Raw genomic sequence first — 20,531 nt, forward strand, 5'->3', positions numbered from 1 at the left:
GTAGTTGCGATGAAACGTGTAGGTCTGATCGGTTGGCGCGGTATGGTCGGTTCCGTGCTCATGCAGCGGATGCTGGAAGAGCAGGATTTCGACCTTATCGAGCCGGTGTTCTTCACTACCTCCAATGTCGGGGGCCAGGGTCCGGCCGTGGGCAAGGAGATTGCTCCACTCAAGGACGCATACAGCATTGAAGAGCTCAAGACCCTCGATGTGATCTTGACTTGCCAGGGCGGCGACTACACCAACGAAGTCTTCCCCAAGCTGCGTGAAGCCGGCTGGCAGGGCTACTGGATCGACGCCGCCTCCAGCCTGCGCATGCAGGACGACGCGGTGATCGTGCTGGACCCGGTCAACCGTCGGGTGATCGACCAGCAGATCGATGCCGGCACCAAAAACTACATCGGCGGCAACTGCACCGTCAGCCTGATGCTGATGGGCTTGGGCGGGCTGTTCGAAGCCGGCCTGGTCGAGTGGATGAGCGCCATGACCTACCAGGCGGCCTCGGGCGCCGGTGCGCAGAACATGCGCGAGCTGATCAAGCAGATGGGCGCCACCCACGCCGCCGTGGCCGATGACCTGGCCAATCCAGCCAGCGCCATCCTCGACATCGACCGCAAGGTCGCCGAGGCCATGCGCAGCGAAGCCTTCCCGACCGAAAACTTCGGTGTGCCGCTGGCGGGCAGCCTGATCCCTTGGATCGACAAGGAACTGCCAAACGGCCAGAGCCGCGAGGAATGGAAGGCCCAGGCCGAGACCAACAAGATCCTCGGCCGCTTCAAGAGCCCGATCCCGGTCGACGGCATCTGCGTGCGCATCGGCGCCATGCGTTGCCACAGCCAGGCGCTGACCATCAAGCTGAACAAGGACGTGCCACTGGCCGATATCGAAGGCATGATCAGCCAGCACAACCCGTGGGTGAAACTGGTGCCGAACCAGCGCGAGATCAGCATGCAGGAGCTGAGCCCGACCAAGGTCACCGGTACCCTGAACATCCCGGTTGGACGTCTGCGCAAGCTGAACATGGGCTCCCAGTACCTGGGCGCGTTCACCGTCGGCGACCAGTTGCTGTGGGGCGCGGCCGAGCCGCTACGGCGTATGCTGCGGATCCTGCTGGAGCGTTGATCGTTCTGGTTTGACCGGAAAACCCGCGCTGGAGACAGCGCGGGTTTTTTTATGGGCTGCGAGTCAGTCAGGACGCCTGCCGGGTGTTCCCAGATCGATAATCCAAGTAAAGTGCCGCTCCCGCCGTTTCAGCAGAGGATCCAGCCATGACCCAGCCCATTGATATTGCCGTTGTCGGCGCCACTGGCAGCGTCGGTGAGACGCTCGTGCAAATTCTCGAGGAACTGGATTTTCCGGTGGCGACCTTGCACCTGTTGGCAAGTAATGATTCAGCGGGCAGTGGTGTGATGTTCCGAGGCAAGAACCTGCGTGTACGCGAGGTGGACAGCTTCGACTTCAGCTTGGTCAAGCTGGCGTTCTTCGCTGCCGGGCCTGCGGTCAGCCGCAGCTTCGCTACAAAGGCCCAGGCAGCAGGCTGCTCGGTGATCGACCTGTCCGGTGGCCTGGAGCAGGCACCCGCCCTAGTGCCGGAGGCCAATGCTGAAGCGCTGGCGCAACTGGAGCTGCCGGTGCAGGTCAGCAGCCCCTCTGCCGCCGCTGTGGCCCTGGCGGTCGCGCTTGCGCCACTCAAGACGCTGCTGGATATCGAGCGGGTACAGGTGACAGCTTGCCTGGCGGTCTCGGCACAGGGGCGCGAAGGGGTCAATGAGTTGGCCCGGCAAACTGCCGAGCTGCTCAATGCGCGCCCTCTGGAGCCGCGCTTCTTCGATCGCCAGGTCGCGTTCAACCTGTTGGCGCAAGCCGGGCCCAGCGACGCGCAAGGCCATGGCCTGCTGGAGCGGCGCCTGGTCGCTGAATTGCGCGAAGTGCTTGGTCTGCCGGCGCTGAAGGTTTCCGTGACCTGTATTCAAGTCCCAGTATTTTTTGGCGATAGCTACAGTGTGGCTTTGCAGAGCCGCCAGCCGGTCGACCTGGCGGCGGTCAATGCGGCGCTCGAAGCGGCGCCAGGCATCGAACTGGTGGAGCCGGACGACTATCCGACGCCTGTCGGTGACGCGGTGGGCCAGGACTTGGTCTATGTTGGTCGTGTGCGCCTCGGCATCGATGAGGAAGAACAGCTCAACCTCTGGCTGACCACCGACAATGTGCGCAAGGGCGCGGCTTTGAACGCCGTGCAACTGGCGCAATTGTTGATAAAACACATAGCGTAAAAGATACTGGCCAGCAGTTTTGTCCTGCATCATCGTTTGGTTTTGGGACGATTTCATACAAGGGAAGAGGTCATGCTTCGAATTCGCAAACTGGTCCTGGCCATAGCCGCAGCCTCGGCACTGTCGTCCGGTATGGTGCATGCCCTGGGATTGGGGGAACTGACCCTCAAGTCGGCGCAGAACCAGCCGCTGGATGCAGAGATCGAATTGCTCGATGTGCGCGACCTGACGGCCGCCGAAGTGGCGCCAAGCCTGGCGCCGCCAGAGGAGTTCGCCAAGGCTGGAGTCGAACACCAGCCGTTTCTCAATGACCTCACCTTTACCCCAGTGATCAACCCCAATGGCAAGAGCGTATTGCGGGTGACATCCAGCCAGCCGTTGCCGGCCCCGGTGGTCAAGTTCCTGGTCCAGGTGATGTGGCCCCAGGGCCGCTTGCTGCGTGACTACAGCGCGCTGCTTGACCAAGCCCAGGCCCAGGGCGCTACGCCGGAGTCGGGCATCGCACCGGCGGTGAGCGGCGCCAGCTACACCACCAAGCGCCGCGACACCTTGTGGCAGATTGCTGCACGCAACAGCCAAGGCGGTTCGGTACAGCAGACCATGTTGGCGATCCAGGCCCTGAACCCGGATGCGTTCATCAACAACAATATCAACCAGCTCAAGACCGGCCAGGTCCTGCGCCTGCCGGATTCGCAGCAGGTCCAGAGCATCCCCCAGGGCGAGGCGATCCGTGACGTGGCCGAGCAATATGCTGCTTGGCGCGAGGGCCGGCGCCTAGGGCCGCGTGCGCGGCAACTGGATGCCACCCGGCGCGGATCCACGGAAGCCGCGCCCGCGCGCATTGCCCAGCAGGATAATCTGCGCCTGGTCGCCCCCGGCAGTCAGGGCGCAGCAGGTGATAGCAAGGCCCTCAGCGACCAGTTGGCCGTCGCCCAGGAAAGCCTCGATACCAGCCGTCGTGATAACGAAGAGCTGAAGAGCCGCATGGCCGACCTGCAGAGCCAATTGGACAAGCTGCAACGCCTGATCGAGCTGAAGAACGACCAACTGGCCCGCCTTGAGGCGCAGAATGCGGCAGGGCAGCCAGCTGCCACCTTGCCGGGCGAGCCGCCGGCTGACCAACTGCCCCCAACCGAGCCCGCCGAGCCTGCTGTCACCCCGGCCCCGGCGTCCGAACCCGCGCCTGTTGTCACCCCGGCGCCAGGCGAAACGGCAACGAGCACCCTCGATAAGCTGTTGGGCAATCCTCTGCTGCTTGGCCTGATCGCTGGTTCCGCCTTCCTTGTCCTGCTGCTGTTGCTGCTGCTTTTGGCACGCAAGCGCAAGGCCCAACAGGAAGCCGAGAAACATTTGCGCATGGCCCGCGCCCTGGCCGAAGAGGGCGAGCGTGTCCCGGATTCGGAGCTGCCGCCGGGCAGTTTCGATGGTCTGGATGTGTCGGCACCGAGCGTCAAGCTGGCCCCTGCCGTGGTAGCGGCCTCCGCGGCGGCTGCCACGGCGTCGGAGATGAAACCGGCAGTGGTACCAGCAGCGCAAGTATCGGAGTCTGCGCCCGTTCCTGAATCCGCACCTAGTGTTGTGACGGTTGCGCCCGTTAGCCCAGCGCCTGCTTCCGGCGATGTGCTGGAGGAGGTGGAGGAGAGCATCGCCCAGGGCCACTTCAACCATGCCGCGGAATTGCTGGAACCAGCGGTTGCTGCCGAGCCTGGACGTAGTGACCTGCGGCTGAAGCTGATGGAGGTCTATGCCCGCCAGGGTGACCGTGACGCCTTCGTCGGCCAGGAGCGGCAACTGATTGCCACCGGACAGAACCACGCCGACGCCGAAGCGCTCAAGCAGCGTTTCCCGGCCATGCTTGGTGTTGCCGCAGCCGGTGTCGGCGCAGCGGCCTTGGCGGCGGAACTGGATGCCCAGTACGTCAAGGAGCTGTTGCAGGACCAGGAGACCCCGGCTGTCGCTGACGTGGAGTCTGGCGCTGAGCCTGAAGCCGAGCAGACGCTGCAGCCTGGCGAGGACGAACTGGACAGCGCCTTCGACCTGAGCCTGGAGGACGACTTGTCGATTGACGAACAGCTTGAGTCGCCCGAGCTGGACGACGCCACGTCTGCCGAGTTGGAAGCCCAGGCGGTGGTGGATGCGCCGGCAAGTAGCGAAAGCGATACCGATGGCGAGACAGTGCTGGCATCGGTCCAGGATGAAACACCCGATGACCTGGCCGATTTCGACCTGGATGTCGGCGAGCCGGTGTCGGGCGAGCCAGCAGGGGAGGCTCCGGTGGATGTTGCCGCTGAGCTGGCGGCATTCGACGCTCTGCCGGAGTTCGACCCGATTTCCGAACTGGAGCTGCCGGAAGACTTCGACCTGTCCCTGTCGTTGGAGGATGACTCGTCGGCGGCCAAGGACTTCGCCTCGGAGCTCAATGACGTCAACGCAGAGCTCGACAAATTGTCGCAGAGCTTGGAAGAGCCGTCGCTGGAACCTCACTTCACTGCCGAAGACGCGGCCCTGGAGCCGGCCGAGGACGATCTGGACTTCGATTTCTTCTCCGGCACCGACGAGATCGCCACCAAGCTCGACCTGGCCCGGGCCTACATCGACATGGGCGATCATGACGGCGCCCGGGACATCCTCGATGAGGTGGTCAAGGATGGCGACGATGAGCAGCGCCAGGAAGCCGAGGAGATGCTTTCGCGGCTGGTGTGAGCCTGCTCGGCCCCCGTCTCCAAGGCGTAGCAGCCTCACCATGAAGGGCTGCTGCGTCCCCATCGCCAAGTGACGATGGTTCCTTGCGCATGATCCGGAGCAGGCAAGGCCTGGCCCGGGTTTCTTCGCTTGTCTGCCGTTGTCGTTATAATGCCGCCTTTTCGTTCAACCGACAGGCTCAGGTTTCTTGGACATCATCGATAACGACGCGGCCGAATCGGCGGCCGAGGGTCTCTTCCGCATCGCTTTGGGGGTCGAGTACAAGGGCGCGCGCTACCGCGGCTGGCAGCGCCAGTCCAGTGGCGTGCCCAGTGTGCAGCAGGCTCTGGAGCAAGCCCTGTCGCGGGTGGCTGATTCGCAGGTTTCCGTGCTTTGCGCCGGACGTACCGACGCCGGCGTGCATGCCAGCGGCCAGGTCGTGCATTTCGACACTTGCGCCGTGCGCGATGAGCGGGCCTGGACCATGGGCACCAACTTCAATCTGCCCCACGACATCAGCGTGACCTGGGCCCGGCAGATGCCAGCGCACTTCCACGCACGCTTCAAAGCTGTGGCCCGGCGCTACCGCTACGTGATCTACAACGATCCGGTCCGTCCCGCGCACCTGGCCGAGGAAGTGACCTGGAATCACCGCCCGCTGGATGTCGAGCGCATGGCCGAGTCTGCCCGCTTCCTGCTCGGTACCCATGACTTCAGCGCCTTTCGCGCCAGCCAGTGCCAGGCCAAGTCCCCCATCAAGCACATTCATCACCTGCGCGTGACCCGCCATGGCCAAATGATCGTGCTGGATATCCGCGCCACCGCCTTCCTCCACCACATGGTGCGCAATATCGCGGGTGTGTTGATGGCGATCGGTGCCGGCGAGCGTCCGGTGGACTGGGCCCGCGAGGTGCTGGAAGGCCGTGATCGTCGCGTCGGGGGCGTCACCGCCCATCCCTACGGACTGTACCTGGTGCAGGTGGAGTACCCGGAAGAGTTCGTCCTGCCGCAGCGTTACATCGGTCCACACTTTCTCACCGGCTTCGATACGTTGCCCGGCTGACGCCCTGGAAGTCATTTGCTAACATCCGATGCTTTACCGATCAGCCGAGGTTCGCAGTCCGTGAGCACCGTTCGCAGCAAGATCTGTGGCATTACCCGCATCGAGGATGCCCTGGCCGCTGCCGAGGCAGGCGCCGATGCCATCGGTTTCGTGTTCTACGCGAAGAGCCCTCGGGCGGTGGACGTGCGCCAGGCCCGGGCCATCATCGCCGCCTTGCCGCCGTTCGTGACCACCGTGGGGTTGTTTGTCAACGCCAGTCGCTGCGAGCTCAACGAGATCCTCGAAGTGGTTCCGCTGGACCTGCTGCAGTTCCACGGTGATGAAACCCCGGACGATTGCGAGGGCTATCACCGTCCTTGGATCAAGGCCTTACGGGTGCGTCCCGGTGACGATCTGGAGGCCGCTTGCCAGCACTATGGCAAGGCCAGTGGCATCCTGTTGGACACCTACGTGGCGGGTGTGCCCGGCGGTACCGGGGAGGCCTTCGACTGGTCGTTGGTGCCGGAGCGGTTGAGCAAACCGGTCATCCTGGCGGGTGGCCTCTCGCCGGAAAACATCGGTCAGGCTATCGCCCAGGTGCGGCCTTACGCCGTGGATGTCAGCGGTGGGGTGGAGCAGGCCAAGGGCATCAAGGACCCGGCAAAGATCGAAGCGTTCCTGCGCGCAGTGAAACAGGCGTGACGGCGGATGTGACGGCTGGTCGCGCGCCATCGTCCATAGCTTTCGCAGCCCGAAGCTGCCAGGCCATGCCCGAGGGCCGGCCGCAAGGAAGGGAGAGCGCCCCGGGCGCCACCCTACAGGTTGAAGGTGGAGCGGTAGCCAGGAGGGTCCTGCGGAACGCGGGGCGCCGGAGCCGGTCCATCATCGTTTCAGACAAGAATTTGAGCTCAAGGGCATTAGGTGTGGTCCGGTTCCCCGGATCCGCTGTTTGCCGATACTGGAGAAAGAAAGCATGAGCAACTGGTTAGTAGACAAACTGATCCCTTCGATCATGCGTTCCGAGGTGAAGAAGAGCTCGGTGCCAGAAGGCCTGTGGCACAAATGCCCGGCCTGCGAGGCCGTGCTGTATCGTCCGGAGCTGGAAAAGACCCTAGATGTCTGCCCCAAGTGCAACCACCACATGCGCATCGGCGCGCGCGCGCGCATCGATATCTTCCTGGATGCCGACGGTCGCGCCGAACTGGGCGCTGACCTGGAGCCGGTCGACCGCCTGAAGTTCCGTGACGGCAAGAAGTACAAGGACCGTCTGACTGCTGCGCAGAAGCAGACTGGCGAGAAAGACGCGCTGATTTCCATGAGCGGCACCCTGATGGGCATGCCGATCGTGGTCAGTGCCTTCGAGTTCTCGTTCATGGGCGGTTCGATGGGCGCCATCGTCGGTGAGCGCTTCGTGCGCGCCGCCAACTACGCGCTGGAGCACCGCTGCCCGATGGTTTGTTTCTCCGCCTCCGGTGGCGCGCGCATGCAAGAAGCGCTGATCTCGCTGATGCAGATGGCCAAGACCTCGGCCGTGCTGGCACGCCTGCGCGAAGAAGGCATTCCGTTCATCTCGGTCTTGACCGACCCGGTCTATGGTGGCGTGTCCGCCAGTTTGGCGATGCTCGGCGATGTCATCGTCGGCGAGCCGAAGGCGCTGATCGGCTTTGCCGGCCCACGTGTCATCGAGCAGACCGTTCGCGAGAAGCTGCCTGAAGGCTTCCAGCGCAGCGAGTTCCTCCTGGAGCACGGTGCTATTGACCTGATCATTTCGCGTGACGAGCTGCGCCCACGATTGGCCCGCCTGTTGGCCCAGATGACCGGCAAGCCGACCCCGGCTGAAGCCCTGGAGGCGGCTGCCGTCGCATCATGAGCCAACGGACCCTGGGCGACTGGCTCGCCTACCTCGAGCAGTTGCACCCCTCGGCCATCGACATGGGCCTGGAGCGTTCGCAACAGGTTGCGCAGCGGCTCGGGCTGGGCAGGCTGGCACCCCGGGTGGTGACAGTGACCGGCACCAATGGCAAGGGCTCGACCTGTGCCTTCATCGCTTCCCTGCTGCAAGCCCAGGGGCTGAAGGTCGGCGTCTACAGTTCACCGCACCTGCTACGTTACAACGAGCGCGTGCTTGTCGATGGCCATGAAGCTAGCGATGAGCGCCTGTGCGAAGCCTTCGCCGCTGTCGAGGCGGCGCGTGGCGAGATTTCCCTGACCTACTTCGAGATGGGTACCTTGGCGGCGTTCTGGCTGTTCAAGCAGTCGGCGCTGGATGCGCTGGTGCTTGAAGTTGGCCTGGGAGGGCGCCTCGATGCCGTGAATCTGGTCGACGCCGACCTTGCGCTGGTCACCAGCATCGCCGTGGACCACACCGACTACTTGGGTGATACCCGTGAAGCGGTGGCCTTCGAGAAGGCCGGTATCTTCCGCCAGGGCCAACCGGCCCTGTGCGGCGACCTGAACCCTCCGCAACCACTGCTGGACCGCGCTCGTGAGTTGGCTTGCCCGCTCTTCCTGCGTGGGCGTGACTTCGACCTCTCCAGCACTGCCGGTCACTGGCAGTGGCGGGGCGCGAAGGCCGATGGCGATGCCGTAGAGCTGCAGGGCCTGCCGTTGCTCGACCTGCCCATGGAAAACGCTGCCCTGGCATTGCAGGCCTACCTGCTCATGGGGTTGCCCTGGAACGCCGATCAGATTCGCCAGGCCCTGCTGGACACGCGTATCACCGGGCGCCTGGACCGACGTGCGCTATCCTGGCAAGGCAAGCATTTGGAGTTGCTCCTGGATGTGGGGCACAACCCGCATGCGGCAGAATACCTGGCCCGGCGCCTGGCAACCCGTTCCACGAAGGGCCGGCGTCTAGCGGTGTTCGGCCTGTTGGCCGACAAGGACCTGGAAGGCGTGGTCGCGCCTCTACTGCACTTGGTTGACAGTTGGGCGGTCGCGCCGCTGGACACGCCGCGCAGCCGTCCGGCCGCCGAGCTGGAAGCGGCCTTGACGAACTTGGGCGCTACGGTGAAGTCTTATGCCAGTGTCGACGCAGCCCTCGAAGGGCAGTGCGCGCAAGCGGCGGCGGGTGATCAGGTCCTGCTGTTCGGTTCGTTTTTCTGTGTCGGCCAGGCGCTGCAGTGGCTCGAACGGCAGGCCGGGGAGGATGGAGTAGATGGCAGTGCTGGATAAAGGAATGAAACAGCGCATGGTCGGGGCGTTGGTGCTGGTGGCGTTGGCGGTGATTTTCCTGCCGATGCTGTTCACGCGCGAGGACGAGATGCGCCAGGTCCGTGTGGAGGCGCCAGAAGCGCCCGCCATGCCGAGCCTGCCGCAGGTGCAGGTGGAGCCCGTTCAGGTGCCGGAGCCCCAGGTCTTGCCAGAGGAGCCGCCCGTGGTGATCGACGAGTCCACCGCCCCGGTGGCACCGCCTAGCACGCCGATCGCTCCGGCGCCTTCGGCGGCCCCGGCGCCGGAGGTGGCGAGCCAGCCGAAGGCTCAGCCCCGGCCAGCCCCGGCACCCACTACCACGGCCACGGCGCCCAAGCCGGCCGTGCCAGGCAAGGTTGACGCCAATGGCCTGCCGGTGAGCTGGTCGGTGCAGTTGGCCAGCCTGTCCAGTCGCACCGGGGCCGACAACCTGCAGAAAACCCTGCGCAGCCAGGGTTACAACGCCTATATCCGTTCGGTCGGCGGCATGAACCGGGTGTTCGTCGGGCCATTGATCGACCGCGCCGAGGCCGAGCGCTTGCGCGAGGTGATCAACCGCCAGCACAACCTCAAGGGCTTAGTGGTGCGCTTCCAGCCGGAGCGCAGTTGAATCATTGCCGCCTGGTGTCTGCCGGGCGGTAAATCACAGCTTACCGATAGCCTGCCGCTCTGGTAAAATGCGCCGCCTTATACGTTTGCAGGCAACACCGTGGCATTTACCTGGGTCGATTGGGCGATCATCGCGATCATCGCCATTTCTTCACTGATCAGTCTCAAGCGCGGCTTCGTCAAGGAAGCCCTGTCTCTGCTCATCTGGATCATTGCTGGCGCCGTTGCCTGGATGTTCGGCGGCTCGCTGTCACAATACCTGGAAGCCTATATCCAGACGCCTTCGGCGCGTGTCATCGCCGGTTGTGCCATTCTTTTCGTCGCCACCCTGCTGGTGGGGGCCATGATCAACTTCCTCATCGGCGAGCTGATCCGCGTGACTGGGCTGTCCGGCACCGATCGCTTCCTCGGCATGGCCTTTGGTGCCGCGCGTGGGGCGTTGCTGGTGGTGGTGGCCGTCGGGCTATTGAGCCTGGGGCCGGTTCAACAGGATCCATGGTGGCAGGAATCGCGCCTGTTGCCACAATTTCTATTGGTTGCTGACTGGTCGAAGAACTTTATCCTGGGATTCACCGGTCAGTGGTTGTCCAGTGGGGTCAGCGCACCGGCTGATCTCCCGTTCAAGGAACAGCTCCTGGGGCCCAACACGCCCTGAGCGCTTTTCACTCAAGATTCATCAAAGTAGGGGTTGCGTCGCATGTGTGGCATCGTCGGTATCGTCGGTAAGTCGAACGTCAATCAGGCGCTGTATGACGCGCTAACCGTCCTCCAGCACCGCGGCCAGGACGCTGCCGGTATTGTGACCAGCCATGACGGCCGGTTATTCCTGCGCAAGGACAACGGTCTGGTGCGTGATGTGTTCCAGCAGCGCCATATGCAGCGCCTGGTCGGGCACATGGGCATCGGGCATGTGCGCTACCCGACCGCGGGCAGCTCGACCTCAGCCGAGGCCCAGCCGTTCTACGTCAATTCGCCCTATGGCATCACCCTGGCGCACAACGGCAACCTGACCAACGTCGAGCAGTTGGCCAAGGAGATCTACGAGTCGGACCTGCGCCACGTCAACACCAACTCCGACTCGGAAGTCCTGCTCAACGTCTTCGCCCATGAGCTGGCCGTGCGCGGCAAGCTGCAGCCGACCGAGGAAGACGTGTTCGCCGCGGTCACCGACGTGCACAACCGTTGCGTCGGCGGCTACGCGGTGGTGGCGATGATCACCGGCTACGGTATCGTCGGCTTCCGTGACCCCCATGGCATCCGCCCGATCGTGTTCGGCCAGCGTCACACCGACGAAGGCGTGGAGTACATGATCGCCTCGGAAAGCGTTTCCCTGGACGTCCTCGGTTTCACTCTGATTCGCGACCTGGCGCCGGGCGAAGCGGTGTACATCACCGAGGAAGGCCAGTTGCATACCCGCCAGTGCGCGAAGAAGCCGCAGCTCACGCCATGCATCTTCGAACACGTCTACCTGGCCCGTCCCGACTCGATCATCGACGGTGTTTCGGTGTACAAGGCGCGCCTGCGCATGGGCGAGAAGCTGGCCGAGAAGATCCAGCGCGAGCGCCCTGACCACGACATCGACGTGGTCATCCCGATTCCCGACACCAGCCGTACCGCTGCGCTGGAGCTGGCCAATCACTTGGGTGTTAAGTTCCGCGAAGGCTTCGTGAAGAACCGCTATATCGGCCGGACCTTCATCATGCCGGGCCAGGCTGCGCGCAAGAAGTCGGTCCGGCAGAAGCTCAATGCCATCGAACTGGAGTTCCGTGGCAAGAACGTCATGCTGGTGGATGACTCCATCGTCCGCGGCACCACCTGCAAGCAGATCATCCAGATGGCCCGCGAAGCCGGTGCGAAGAATGTCTACTTCTGCTCCGCAGCACCAGCAGTGCGTTACCCCAACGTCTACGGCATCGATATGCCGAGCGCTCACGAACTGATCGCCCACAACCGTACCACCGACCAGGTGGCCGAACTGATCGGCGCCGACTGGCTGGTCTACCAGGACCTGCCGGACCTGATCGAAGCGGTCGGCGGTGGCAAGATCAAAATCGAGCATTTCGATTGCGCGGTATTCGATGGCCAGTACGTCACTGGCGACATCGACGACGCCTACCTGGACAAGATCGAGCAGTCGCGCAACGACGCGGCCAAGGTCAAGAACCAGGCGGTCAGCGCAATCATCGACCTCTACAACAACTGATTCGGGAGCAGCGGCATGACTGATCAATGGGATGCCGGGCGACTGGACAGCGACCTCGAGGGTGTCGGTTTCGACACCCTGGCGGTGCGCGCCGGTCAGTACCGTACACCGGAGGCCGAGCACAGTGACCCGCTGTTCTTCACCTCGAGCTACGTGTTCCGCACAGCGGCTGATGCCGCTGCGCGCTTTGCCGGTGACACACCGGGCAATGTCTATTCGCGCTACACCAACCCGACTGTCCGGGCCTTCGAAGAGCGTCTGGCTGCGCTGGAAGGAGCCGAACAAGCCGTGGGCACCTCCACCGGCATGGCAGCCATCCTGTCAACGGTGATGGCTCTGTGCAGCGCCGGTGACCATGTGTTGGTCTCGCAGAGCGTCTTTGGCTCGACCATCAGCCTGTTCGAGAAGTACTTCAAGCGTTTCGGTGTAGAAGTGGACTACGTGCCACTGGCCGACCTGAGCGGTTGGGAAAAGGCGCTCAAGGCCAACACCAAGCTGCTATTCGTCGAGTCGCCGTCCAACCCGTTGGCCGAGCTGGTGGACATTGCTGCCCTGGCCGAGATCGCCCATGCCCGTGGCGCCATGCTGGTGGTGGACAACTGCTTCAGCACTCCGGCGTTGCAGCAGCCGCTCAAGCTCGGCGCCGACATCGTCGTGCACTCGGCGACCAAGTTCATCGACGGCCAGGGCCGTTGCATGGGCGGTGCGGTGGCTGGTCGCAGCGAACAGATGAAAGAGGTCGTAGGCTTCCTGCGCACCGCTGGGCCGACCTTGAGCCCGTTCAACGCCTGGGTTTTCCTCAAGGGCCTGGAAACCCTGAAGCTGCGTATGCGCGCCCACTGTGAGAACGCCCAGGCTCTGGCCGAGTGGCTGGAGCAGCAGGAGGGCATCGAGAAGGTACATTTCGCCGGGTTGCCGAGCCATCCGCAGCATGATCTGGCTAAGCGCCAGATGAGCGGTTTCGGCGCGGTGGTGAGCTTCGAGGTGAAGGGTGGCAAAGAAGGCGCCTGGCGCTTCATCGATGCTACCCGCCTGGTGTCCATCACGGCCAACCTGGGCGACAGCAAGACCACCATCACCCACCCAGGCACCACCTCCCACGGCCGTCTGTCGCCGCAGGAGCGTGAGGCGGCGGGTATCCGTGACAGCCTGATCCGTATCGCCGTGGGCCTGGAAGACGTGGCCGACCTGAAAGCGGACCTAGCGCGCGGCCTGGCGGCGCTGTGATCGACTGGTCAGGCGGCGAGCCGAGCCATAACGGTCGGGTTGCCCTGGTCACCGGCGCTGCCCGCGGGATCGGCTTGGGTATCGCCGCCTGGCTGATCAGCGAAGGCTGGCAGGTGGTTCTCAGCGACCTGGACCGCAGCCGCGGTGCCAAGGTGGCCAAGGCCTTGGGCGAGCATGCCTGGTTCGTTGGCATGGATGTGGCCGACGAAGCCCAGGTCATCACCGGGGTGGCCGAGGTCCTTGGCCAGTTCGGGCGTTTGGATGCACTGGTGTGCAATGCCGCGGTGGCCAATCCGCACAATGGCACCCTGGAAAGCCTCAGCCTTACGCAGTGGAACCGTGTGCTGGCGGTCAACCTGAGCGGACCGATGTTGTTGGCCAAGCACTGCGCGCCTTACCTGCGCGCACATGGTGGGGCCATCGTCAACCTGGCCTCGACCCGTGCCCGCCAATCCGAGCCGGACAGCGAAGCCTATGCGGCGAGCAAGGGCGGCTTGCTGGCGCTGACCCATGCCTTGGCCATGAGCCTTGGGCCGGAAATCCGTGTCAATGCCGTCAGCCCCGGCTGGATCGATGCCCGTGATCCGGCGCAGCGCCGGGCTGAGCCCCTGACCGAGGCCGACCATGCCCAGCATCCGACCGGGCGGGTAGGGACGGTGGAAGATGTGGCGGCGATGGTGGCCTGGCTGCTGTCGCGGCAAGCGGGGTTCGTCACTGGCCAGGAGTTCGTGGTCGACGGCGGTATGACCCGCAAGATGATCTACACGTGAGTTTCAAGCTGTAAGCCACAAGCTACGAGAAGGGACCGTGAGGTCCCTTCGCTCTTTTGGCAGGCAGGGGCGCAGAGGAGGGCAGCGATGCTTTTTCTTGCCGCTTGCAGCTCGAAGCATGCAGTTGTTTTTTTGCTTCAGTGAAAAAAACTTCAATGGGGGTATTGACTTAGGTTCGATACCTGCGTAAATTTCGCGGCCTCAGCGAAGCAAACGCAACACAGCGGGTGATTAGCTCAGCCGGGAGAGCATCTGCCTTACAAGCAGAGGGTCGGCGGTTCGATCCCGTCATCACCCACCACTTCCTGAGATTGTTCCTGACCCAGGAAGCTTCGAAAGAAGCATCCTAATTGAGAGGAACCGGACGCAAGTCCATATGCGCAGCGGTAGTTCAGTCGGTTAGAATACCGGCCTGTCACGCCGGGGGTCGCGGGTTCGAGTCCCGTCCGCTGCGCCACTTTTTGTCCAGATTGGTGTTTTCACCGGTCTGAGGTCCGAAGGCACAAAAGCCTTCTGGCCAGATCCCAGTTTCAAACAGGTGAAAGCCTGTGCGATACGCAGCGGTAGTTCAGTCGGTTAGAATACCGGCCTGTCACGCCGGGGGTCGCGGGTTCGAGTCCCGTCCGCTGCGCCATCTTAGCTTCGAGGCCCTTGAACTCCTCGAAGCGACAAAGAAAGCGACCTTAGGGTCGCTTTCTTTGTTTTCGCCGTTTGGCTGGGCCGCCAGTTGTCATGACGCTGCGGACTAGAGCTGGATGCGCCTGGCCAATCGCGCTATTTACACGAACCTTGCACGATGACTGCCGATCTGCAGTTTCAGTGCTTCGCCGATGTGTTGCACAATAGGCGCCGATCGATCTTCCCGAGATTCGCAATGTCAAAATCAACCGTCTTCGGTGCGCTCGGGCTGGCCCTTGTGCTGGCGGGCGTATCTGGCTGCTCCTCGAAAAAAGCTGCCATCTACGAGCATGAGAACTTCAATGATTCGGGGACCTTTTCGCGTAGCTTCCCAGTGAGCGAGGCTGGCTCCTGCGAGGCTGCCCGGCGCGCTTTGCTCAGCCAGGGTTACATCATCACCAGCAGCGGCGCCGGCCAGGTCAATGGCAACAAGAGCTTCCAGCAAAACAGCGAAAGTCATCTACAGATCAGCTTCAACGTCACCTGTGCCCCTGACAGCGGCGACGAGCAGCGCTCGACCATGTTCGCCAATGCCCTGCAGGACCGCTATGCGCTGAAGAAGTCCAACACTTCGGCGAGCCTGGGGGTTGGAGTGCTGGGGTCGGTGTCGATGCCCATCGGTTCGACCGATGATTCCATGGTCAAGGTGGCCAGCGAGACGGTCACTTCCCCGCAGTTCTATGAGCGCTATTTCGCTTTGGTCGCAAGCTTCCTGCCCAAGGAAAAGAAGGTGGCCAAGGCCAAGTCGCCCGCTGCTGAGAAGCCCGCCGCCGATATCGGCGTGCCAGGGCCTGCTGCGGCTGTACCGACGCCGATTTCCACGCAAGCACCTCCCACCCTTCCCGCGGCGCCTGTCGAGCCTGTACAGGTCCCTGTGGAAGCCGAAGCCCCTACGCCAGCCTCCGAGCCCGCCCCGGCAGCCGCCACAGCACCTGTGGACGAAGCCCCTGCGGCACCACTGCTTGATGACAGCCGGGGCTCGCAACCCATAGCGCCTCCAGCCGAGGCGGAGCCGATCCAGGTACAGCAGCAAACGCCTGAGGCCGAAACGCCTGCAGCCGAGGAAACGCCCGGGTCTTTGTAAGGAGCTCTTCAGGGGCGAGTAGGGTGTCAGCTGGCGATGGGGGTGCGCAGAGTTTCTGGGCCCAGAGATCATCCAAGAAAGCTCTTGAAACAAAAGGTGCAATTCCGCGGGCATAATTCCTTTCATGCCTGCTACGTTTATTTCACAAGCACTGAGTCATCATTCGGTCATACGGGCGCTTTAGCGTGGCCGCATGACCAATGGCTGAAATGAACGAAGAGGAAGCAGGACGATGGACGACTATCAGGAAGAACTTCTCGAATTCCAGGCGTACGAACTGGACACCCCCGAATCCGCTGATGACGCTACCGAGCTCTAGCTCGTCTGCCGCTGATGGCGGCGAAACTCTCCCGGCGTGAGGCCGGTCCAGCGCTTGAATGCGCGCTGGAAGGCCTCGGCCGAAGCAAACCCCAGTAGATAGGCGATCTCGCCAAAGGTAAGCTCCGTATCGCGGATATAGGTTTCGGCCAAGTCGCGCCGCGTGTCATTGAGCAGGCTGCGAAAGCGCGTACCTTCTTCGGCCAGTTTGCGCCGCAAGGTCCAGGTCGGCAGTTGCAGGTGGCGGGCGACTTCCTCCAGGTCCGGCTCGCGTCCACCGTTGAGCAGCGGCCCCAGCAGGTGGGTGATGCGTTCGCCCAAGCTACGCACGCGGGTGCGCTGCACCAGCTCCGACTCGCACAACTGCAATAGGTGCCGCCAGGTGCTCGGGCAGTGCTGTGGATTGGGCAGGGCCAGGCTGGTGCGGCTCAGGCGCAGTTGGTTAAAGCTGGCGCCGAACTGCACCGGGGCATAGCTGAGCATCTGGTATTGCATGGCGTAGGCAGGGGCATCGAATTCGATTTCCATTCGCTCCGCCTGCAGCGGCGCGCCCGCCAGGCTGGACAACTGGGCCAGCCAGCCGGCCAGCAGGGAGTCGACCACGAAGCGGTTATAGGCGTTGTAGGGGCTGATGGAGTAGAAGCGCAGCCAGGCGCCCTGGCTGTCCTCGTGAAAGCTCGACCGGCCGCGGTAGTTGGCGGCATACAGTGGTTCGAAGCGCAGCAGGGTGCGGGCCGCTTCGCCGATGGTCGGTGCCTGGGCCGCGGTGATCCCGGCCAAGCCAGCCTGCGCCAGCCGGCTGAAGCGGCCCATGTGCAGGCCCAGCGCCGCTTCGCCGGTCAGTTCGATAGCTGCATGGCCCAGATGCATGTAGCGCGGGATCGACAGGCGCGCTCCGGCTTCGGCCAGGCGTGTGTCGTCCAGCCCATAGCGCTTGAGCAGAGGGGCGGGGTCGCACCCTAGGTGGCGCAAGGCCTCTTCCAGGGGCTGGACGAAACCTACTGAAAGATCACCCAGGCGTACGCGTGGCCGTGGCATGGCATTACAGCCACAGGTTAAGCAAGCGCGCGCCCTGGCTGGCATTGCCGGCCAGGTGCGCACCGGCGCGATTGGCAAAGCCTTGCCCGTCGCCACCCAGCTCCCAGAACTGCCCGCGCAGGAACACGCTCATGCTGGTGCCCTGGTTGTCGTTGGCGGAAAGGGTCAGTTGCTGCCAGGCCACTTGCTCGCTGGCCTGGCCTGGGCTCAAGGGCAGGTTGGCAGCGAGGGGTTGGTGCCGGTTGCCACGCCAGGGAGTTTCCCAACTGCCCTTGCCGCTGAGGAAGGCCGGGTTGGCGATCAGTTGCGCCGATTGCGCGTCCAGCTTGCGGTAGTTGTCCGGGTACCAGCTGTCGCTGCCCACCAGCACGCCGAGGCGTCCGGCCGGTGTCTGCACCACCTGCAGCGGCTGGTCCTGGCCTCCTTCGATAAAGCGCCTGACCTCGCTGTCCGGGTACTGCTGGCGTTGCGGCTGGCCCAGCACCGAGCCATCGCCAGCAAACACCAGGCTGCTGTTGAACAAGGGGCCGGAACCGGTGCGCAGCACGCCGTGCTCGACATAGGGGGCGGGCAGCACGATCGAGCCGGCCACCAGGGTCACACCGAACTCCTTGGCCAGGCCACCGAACAATCGCTGATAGTCGGCGGCCATCTGCTTGGCCTTCATGCGCAGGTGTGCATCGGCGCGGCGATCATCGCCGGTGGCAGCGAACATGGCCAGGCCATAGCGCAGCGGGTTGCTCAGTTCCAGCCATTGCCAGGCTTCGCGGCGTTGGGTGACCTGGTACAACTCGTTCTTCTCGCCACGGGCCCAGAGCCAGGTGCCGATGTGCTCCGGCAGGATGACCACGGTTCGGGCATTGACCAGGCCCTGGGCGCGCGCCTGCTCCAGGTATGCCGACAGCTTGCGGTGCAGGCGCTCGAGATTCTGGTAGTCGCCGGGGTAGAGCTGCGGTTCGATACCCAGCAGATTGCCCTGGTCGCCGGGCTGGCCGTCGTTGAGCGCCAGCTCGATGCGCAGGTCGGACAGGTAGTGGCCCTCCGGGCGCTGCTGTGTCCAGAACCCGTAGCCACAGAGGATGGCAATGACAACCAGCGCCAGGGCGCTTGCAAGAAGTTTTTGCATGAAGCGATAGGACGCCAACTGAAAAAGGGTGTTCTAGGGTAGTCCCGCTGTGCAGCAGGATCAATAAGTTGTCAGTTTCGGTCATTGAGCGCTTTCAAACGCCTGTTTAATGTCAGTCACAGACAAACGACGGGCCCGCCAGTGTTGGTGAGGTACCCGCATTCCGTGATCACGCCTGCTGTGGAGTTCACTATGGCTGCTGCCCAATACCCGCACCTGCTGGCCCCGCTCGATCTGGGCTTCACCACGTTGCGCAATCGCACCCTGATGGGATCGATGCACACCGGTCTGGAGGAGCGTCCCGGAGGTTTCGAGCGCATGGCGGCCTACTTTGCCGAGCGCGCCCGCGGTGGCGTCGGCCTGATGGTCACCGGTGGCATCGCCCCGAACGACGAGGGTGGTGTCTACTCCGGCGCGGCCAAGCTCAGCACCGAGGAGGAGGCCGACAAGCACCGTATCGTCACCGAGGCGGTGCATGCCGCTGGTGGCAAGATCTGCCTGCAGATCCTGCACGCCGGCCGCTACGCCTATAGCCCGCGCCAGGTGGCGCCAAGCGCGATCCAGGCGCCGATCAACCCGTTCAAGCCGAAGGAGTTGGACGAGGCGGGCATCGAGAAACAGATCCAGGACTTCGTCACCTGCGCCCAACTGGCCCAGCGCGCCGGCTATGACGGGGTCGAGGTGATGGGCTCGGAAGGCTACTTCATCAACCAGTTTCTCGCCGCCCACACCAACCAGCGCACCGACCGCTGGGGCGGCAGCTACGAGAACCGCATGCGCTTGGCCGTGGAGATCGTGCGCCGGGTGCGCGAGGCGGTCGGGCCGAACTTCATCATCATCTTCCGCCTGTCGATGCTTGACCTGATCGAAGGCGGCAGCACTTGGGACGAGATCGTGCAACTGGCCAAGGCCATCGAGCAGGCCGGCGCGACCTTGATCAACACTGGCATCGGCTGGCACGAAGCGCGGATTCCGACCATCGCCACCAAGGTGCCGCGTGCGGCCTTCACTAAGGTCACCGCCAAATTGCGTGGCGCCGTCAGCGTCCCGCTGATCACCACCAACCGCATCAACACCCCCGAAGTGGCCGAGGCGGTACTGGCCGAAGGCGATGCCGACATGGTCTCGATGGCCCGTCCGTTCCTGGCCGATTCCGACTTCGTCAACAAGGCCGCTGCCGGCCAGGCGGACCTGATCAACACCTGTATCGGTTGCAATCAGGCCTGCCTGGACCACACCTTCGGCGGCAAGCTGACCAGTTGCCTGGTCAACCCGCGTGCCTGCCATGAGACCGAGCTCAACTACTTGCCGGTTAGCCAGGCCAAGCGCATTGCCGTGGTTGGCGCGGGCCCGGCAGGCCTGTCTGCGGCCACCGTGGCGGCCGAACGCGGCCACCAAGTGACCCTGTTCGACGCGGGCAGCGAGATCGGCGGCCAGTTCAACGTGGCCAAGCGTGTGCCGGGCAAGGAAGAGTTCTACGAGACCCTGCGCTACTTCAAGCACAAGCTGCAGGCGACCGGTGTCGAGCTGCGTCTGCAGACCCGCGTAAGCGCCGAGGATCTGGTCGCCGGCGGCTATGACGAGATCATCCTGGCCACTGGCATCACCCCGCGAACCCCAGCTATTCCGGGCATCGAGCATGCCAAGGTGCTGAGCTACCTGGACGTGCTGCTCGAGCGCAAGCCGGTGGGCGGGAAGGTAGCGGTGATCGGTGCCGGTGGCATTGGCTTCGATGTCTCCGAATATCTGGTGCACGAAGGCGTGGCCACTAGCCAGGACCGTGAGGCGTTCTGGAAGGAGTGGGGTATCGATACTCACCTGGAGGCCCGCGGCGGCGTCGCTGGCATCCGCGCCGAACCCCATGCGCCGGCGCGCCAGGTGTTCCTGCTGCAGCGCAAGAAGACCAAGGTCGGCGACGGCCTGGGCAAGACCACCGGCTGGATCCACCGTACGGGCCTGAAGAACAAGCAGGTACAGATGCTCAACAGCGTCGAGTACCTGGGGATCGACGACGCTGGCCTGCACATCCGCATCGCCGAGGGCGAGCCGCAAGTGCTGCCGGTCGATAATGTGGTCATCTGCGCTGGCCAGGATCCGCTGCGCGAGTTGCAGGAGGGTCTTGTTGCCGCTGGCCAGTCGGTGCATCTGATCGGTGGCGCCGATGTCGCGGCCGAGCTGGACGCCAAGCGAGCCATCAACCAGGGTTCGCGCCTGGCGGCCGAGCTCTGAGGCCCGAGCACGGCGGGCCCTGTGCCCGCCGTGCTGCTAGAATGGCGCACCTTTTCCGGT

General features: G+C 63.7%; 16 protein-coding genes and 3 tRNA genes. 17 read left to right on the plus strand and 2 right to left on the minus strand.

Annotated features, from left to right (window positions below; all coding sequences use genetic code 11):
- Nucleotides 1-9 precede the first annotated feature (9 nt).
- From asd to ACYU03_RS08325, 16 genes are all read left to right on the plus strand, one after another.
- Nucleotides 10-1,122 (plus strand): aspartate-semialdehyde dehydrogenase, encoded by a 1,113-nt coding sequence (asd, locus tag ACYU03_RS08250; RefSeq protein ID WP_461889625.1) that lies wholly within the window; start codon nucleotides 10-12, stop codon nucleotides 1,120-1,122.
- A gap of 146 nt (nucleotides 1,123-1,268) precedes the next feature.
- Nucleotides 1,269-2,273: an aspartate-semialdehyde dehydrogenase gene (locus ACYU03_RS08255; RefSeq protein ID WP_461889627.1), complete on the plus strand. Its 1,005-nt coding sequence runs from the start codon at nucleotides 1,269-1,271 to the stop codon at nucleotides 2,271-2,273.
- 72 nt (nucleotides 2,274-2,345) lie between these two features.
- Nucleotides 2,346-4,976, plus strand: coding sequence for a FimV/HubP family polar landmark protein (locus ACYU03_RS08260; RefSeq protein ID WP_461889629.1), 2,631 nt, complete (start codon nucleotides 2,346-2,348; stop codon nucleotides 4,974-4,976).
- 187 nt (nucleotides 4,977-5,163) lie between these two features.
- Nucleotides 5,164-6,018: a tRNA pseudouridine(38-40) synthase TruA gene (gene truA, locus ACYU03_RS08265; RefSeq protein ID WP_461889631.1), complete on the plus strand. Its 855-nt coding sequence runs from the start codon at nucleotides 5,164-5,166 to the stop codon at nucleotides 6,016-6,018.
- Nucleotides 6,019-6,078: 60 nt separating this feature from the next.
- Entirely contained in the window at nucleotides 6,079-6,699 is a 621-nt protein-coding gene (locus ACYU03_RS08270; RefSeq protein ID WP_461889634.1) for a phosphoribosylanthranilate isomerase, read from the plus strand.
- A 271-nt stretch (nucleotides 6,700-6,970) separates the two neighbouring features.
- Nucleotides 6,971-7,867: an acetyl-CoA carboxylase, carboxyltransferase subunit beta gene (gene accD, locus ACYU03_RS08275; protein WP_461889636.1), complete on the plus strand. Its 897-nt coding sequence runs from the start codon at nucleotides 6,971-6,973 to the stop codon at nucleotides 7,865-7,867.
- Entirely contained in the window at nucleotides 7,864-9,171 is a 1,308-nt protein-coding gene (gene folC / locus ACYU03_RS08280; RefSeq protein ID WP_461889637.1) for a bifunctional tetrahydrofolate synthase/dihydrofolate synthase, read from the plus strand. Before accD ends, folC begins: the two co-directional genes overlap by 4 nt.
- Nucleotides 9,155-9,799, plus strand: a complete 645-nt coding sequence (locus tag ACYU03_RS08285) for an SPOR domain-containing protein (protein ID WP_461889639.1) — start codon at nucleotides 9,155-9,157, stop codon at nucleotides 9,797-9,799. The genes folC and ACYU03_RS08285 overlap by 17 nt, the downstream gene beginning before the upstream one ends.
- Before the next feature lie 99 nt (nucleotides 9,800-9,898).
- Entirely contained in the window at nucleotides 9,899-10,453 is a 555-nt protein-coding gene (locus tag ACYU03_RS08290; protein ID WP_461889641.1) for a CvpA family protein, read from the plus strand.
- A gap of 42 nt (nucleotides 10,454-10,495) precedes the next feature.
- Nucleotides 10,496-12,001 carry an amidophosphoribosyltransferase gene (purF, locus tag ACYU03_RS08295; protein WP_461889643.1) on the plus strand — a complete coding sequence of 502 codons (1,506 nt, stop codon included), beginning with the start codon at nucleotides 10,496-10,498 and terminating at the stop codon, nucleotides 11,999-12,001.
- A gap of 15 nt (nucleotides 12,002-12,016) precedes the next feature.
- Nucleotides 12,017-13,228 (plus strand): O-succinylhomoserine sulfhydrylase, encoded by a 1,212-nt coding sequence (locus ACYU03_RS08300; protein ID WP_461889645.1) that lies wholly within the window; start codon nucleotides 12,017-12,019, stop codon nucleotides 13,226-13,228.
- Nucleotides 13,225-13,998: an SDR family oxidoreductase gene (locus ACYU03_RS08305; protein WP_461889647.1), complete on the plus strand. Its 774-nt coding sequence runs from the start codon at nucleotides 13,225-13,227 to the stop codon at nucleotides 13,996-13,998. The genes ACYU03_RS08300 and ACYU03_RS08305 overlap by 4 nt, the downstream gene beginning before the upstream one ends.
- A 225-nt stretch (nucleotides 13,999-14,223) precedes the next feature.
- A tRNA-Val gene (locus tag ACYU03_RS08310) sits at nucleotides 14,224-14,299 on the plus strand.
- A 79-nt stretch (nucleotides 14,300-14,378) separates the two neighbouring features.
- Nucleotides 14,379-14,455, plus strand: a tRNA-Asp gene (locus ACYU03_RS08315).
- Between the two features lie 100 nt (nucleotides 14,456-14,555).
- A tRNA-Asp gene (locus tag ACYU03_RS08320) sits at nucleotides 14,556-14,632 on the plus strand.
- A 240-nt stretch (nucleotides 14,633-14,872) separates the two neighbouring features.
- Nucleotides 14,873-15,760: a DUF2242 domain-containing protein gene (locus ACYU03_RS08325; protein WP_461889649.1), complete on the plus strand. Its 888-nt coding sequence runs from the start codon at nucleotides 14,873-14,875 to the stop codon at nucleotides 15,758-15,760.
- Nucleotides 15,761-16,075: 315 nt separating this feature from the next.
- Here the strand turns inward: ACYU03_RS08325 and ACYU03_RS08330 are convergent, their stop codons facing one another.
- Both ACYU03_RS08330 and ACYU03_RS08335 read right to left on the minus strand, forming a co-directional pair.
- Nucleotides 16,076-17,116, minus strand: coding sequence for an AraC family transcriptional regulator (locus tag ACYU03_RS08330; RefSeq protein WP_461889651.1), 1,041 nt, complete (start codon nucleotides 17,114-17,116; stop codon nucleotides 16,076-16,078).
- Between the two features lie 4 nt (nucleotides 17,117-17,120).
- Entirely contained in the window at nucleotides 17,121-18,242 is a 1,122-nt protein-coding gene (locus tag ACYU03_RS08335) for a nitrilase-related carbon-nitrogen hydrolase (RefSeq protein ID WP_461889653.1), read from the minus strand.
- A gap of 192 nt (nucleotides 18,243-18,434) precedes the next feature.
- Here ACYU03_RS08335 and ACYU03_RS08340 point away from each other — a divergent pair, with 192 nt between their 5' ends.
- A complete protein-coding gene (locus ACYU03_RS08340; RefSeq protein WP_461889655.1) occupies nucleotides 18,435-20,471 on the plus strand; it encodes an FAD-dependent oxidoreductase in 2,037 nt (678 codons plus the stop codon).
- Nucleotides 20,472-20,531: the final 60 nt, after the last annotated feature.

Source organism: Pseudomonas sp. X10, from assembly GCF_054889225.1.

Excerpts from the sequence above, each read along its gene's own strand:
- asd (WP_461889625.1), top strand. The coding sequence starts at position 10 with ATGAAACGTGTAGGTCTGATCGGTTGGCGCGGTATGGTCGGTTCCGTG.
- ACYU03_RS08255 (WP_461889627.1), top strand. The coding sequence starts at position 1,269 with ATGACCCAGCCCATTGATATTGCCGTTGTCGGCGCCACTGGCAGCGTC.
- ACYU03_RS08260 (WP_461889629.1), top strand. The coding sequence starts at position 2,346 with ATGCTTCGAATTCGCAAACTGGTCCTGGCCATAGCCGCAGCCTCGGCA.
- accD (WP_461889636.1), top strand. The coding sequence starts at position 6,971 with ATGAGCAACTGGTTAGTAGACAAACTGATCCCTTCGATCATGCGTTCC.
- folC (WP_461889637.1), top strand. The coding sequence starts at position 7,864 with ATGAGCCAACGGACCCTGGGCGACTGGCTCGCCTACCTCGAGCAGTTG.
- ACYU03_RS08285 (WP_461889639.1), top strand. The coding sequence starts at position 9,155 with ATGGCAGTGCTGGATAAAGGAATGAAACAGCGCATGGTCGGGGCGTTG.
- purF (WP_461889643.1), top strand. The coding sequence starts at position 10,496 with ATGTGTGGCATCGTCGGTATCGTCGGTAAGTCGAACGTCAATCAGGCG.
- ACYU03_RS08300 (WP_461889645.1), top strand. The coding sequence starts at position 12,017 with ATGACTGATCAATGGGATGCCGGGCGACTGGACAGCGACCTCGAGGGT.
- ACYU03_RS08325 (WP_461889649.1), top strand. The coding sequence starts at position 14,873 with ATGTCAAAATCAACCGTCTTCGGTGCGCTCGGGCTGGCCCTTGTGCTG.
- ACYU03_RS08330 (WP_461889651.1), bottom strand. The coding sequence starts at position 17,116 with ATGCCACGGCCACGCGTACGCCTGGGTGATCTTTCAGTAGGTTTCGTC.
- ACYU03_RS08335 (WP_461889653.1), bottom strand. The coding sequence starts at position 18,242 with ATGCAAAAACTTCTTGCAAGCGCCCTGGCGCTGGTTGTCATTGCCATC.
- ACYU03_RS08340 (WP_461889655.1), top strand. The coding sequence starts at position 18,435 with ATGGCTGCTGCCCAATACCCGCACCTGCTGGCCCCGCTCGATCTGGGC.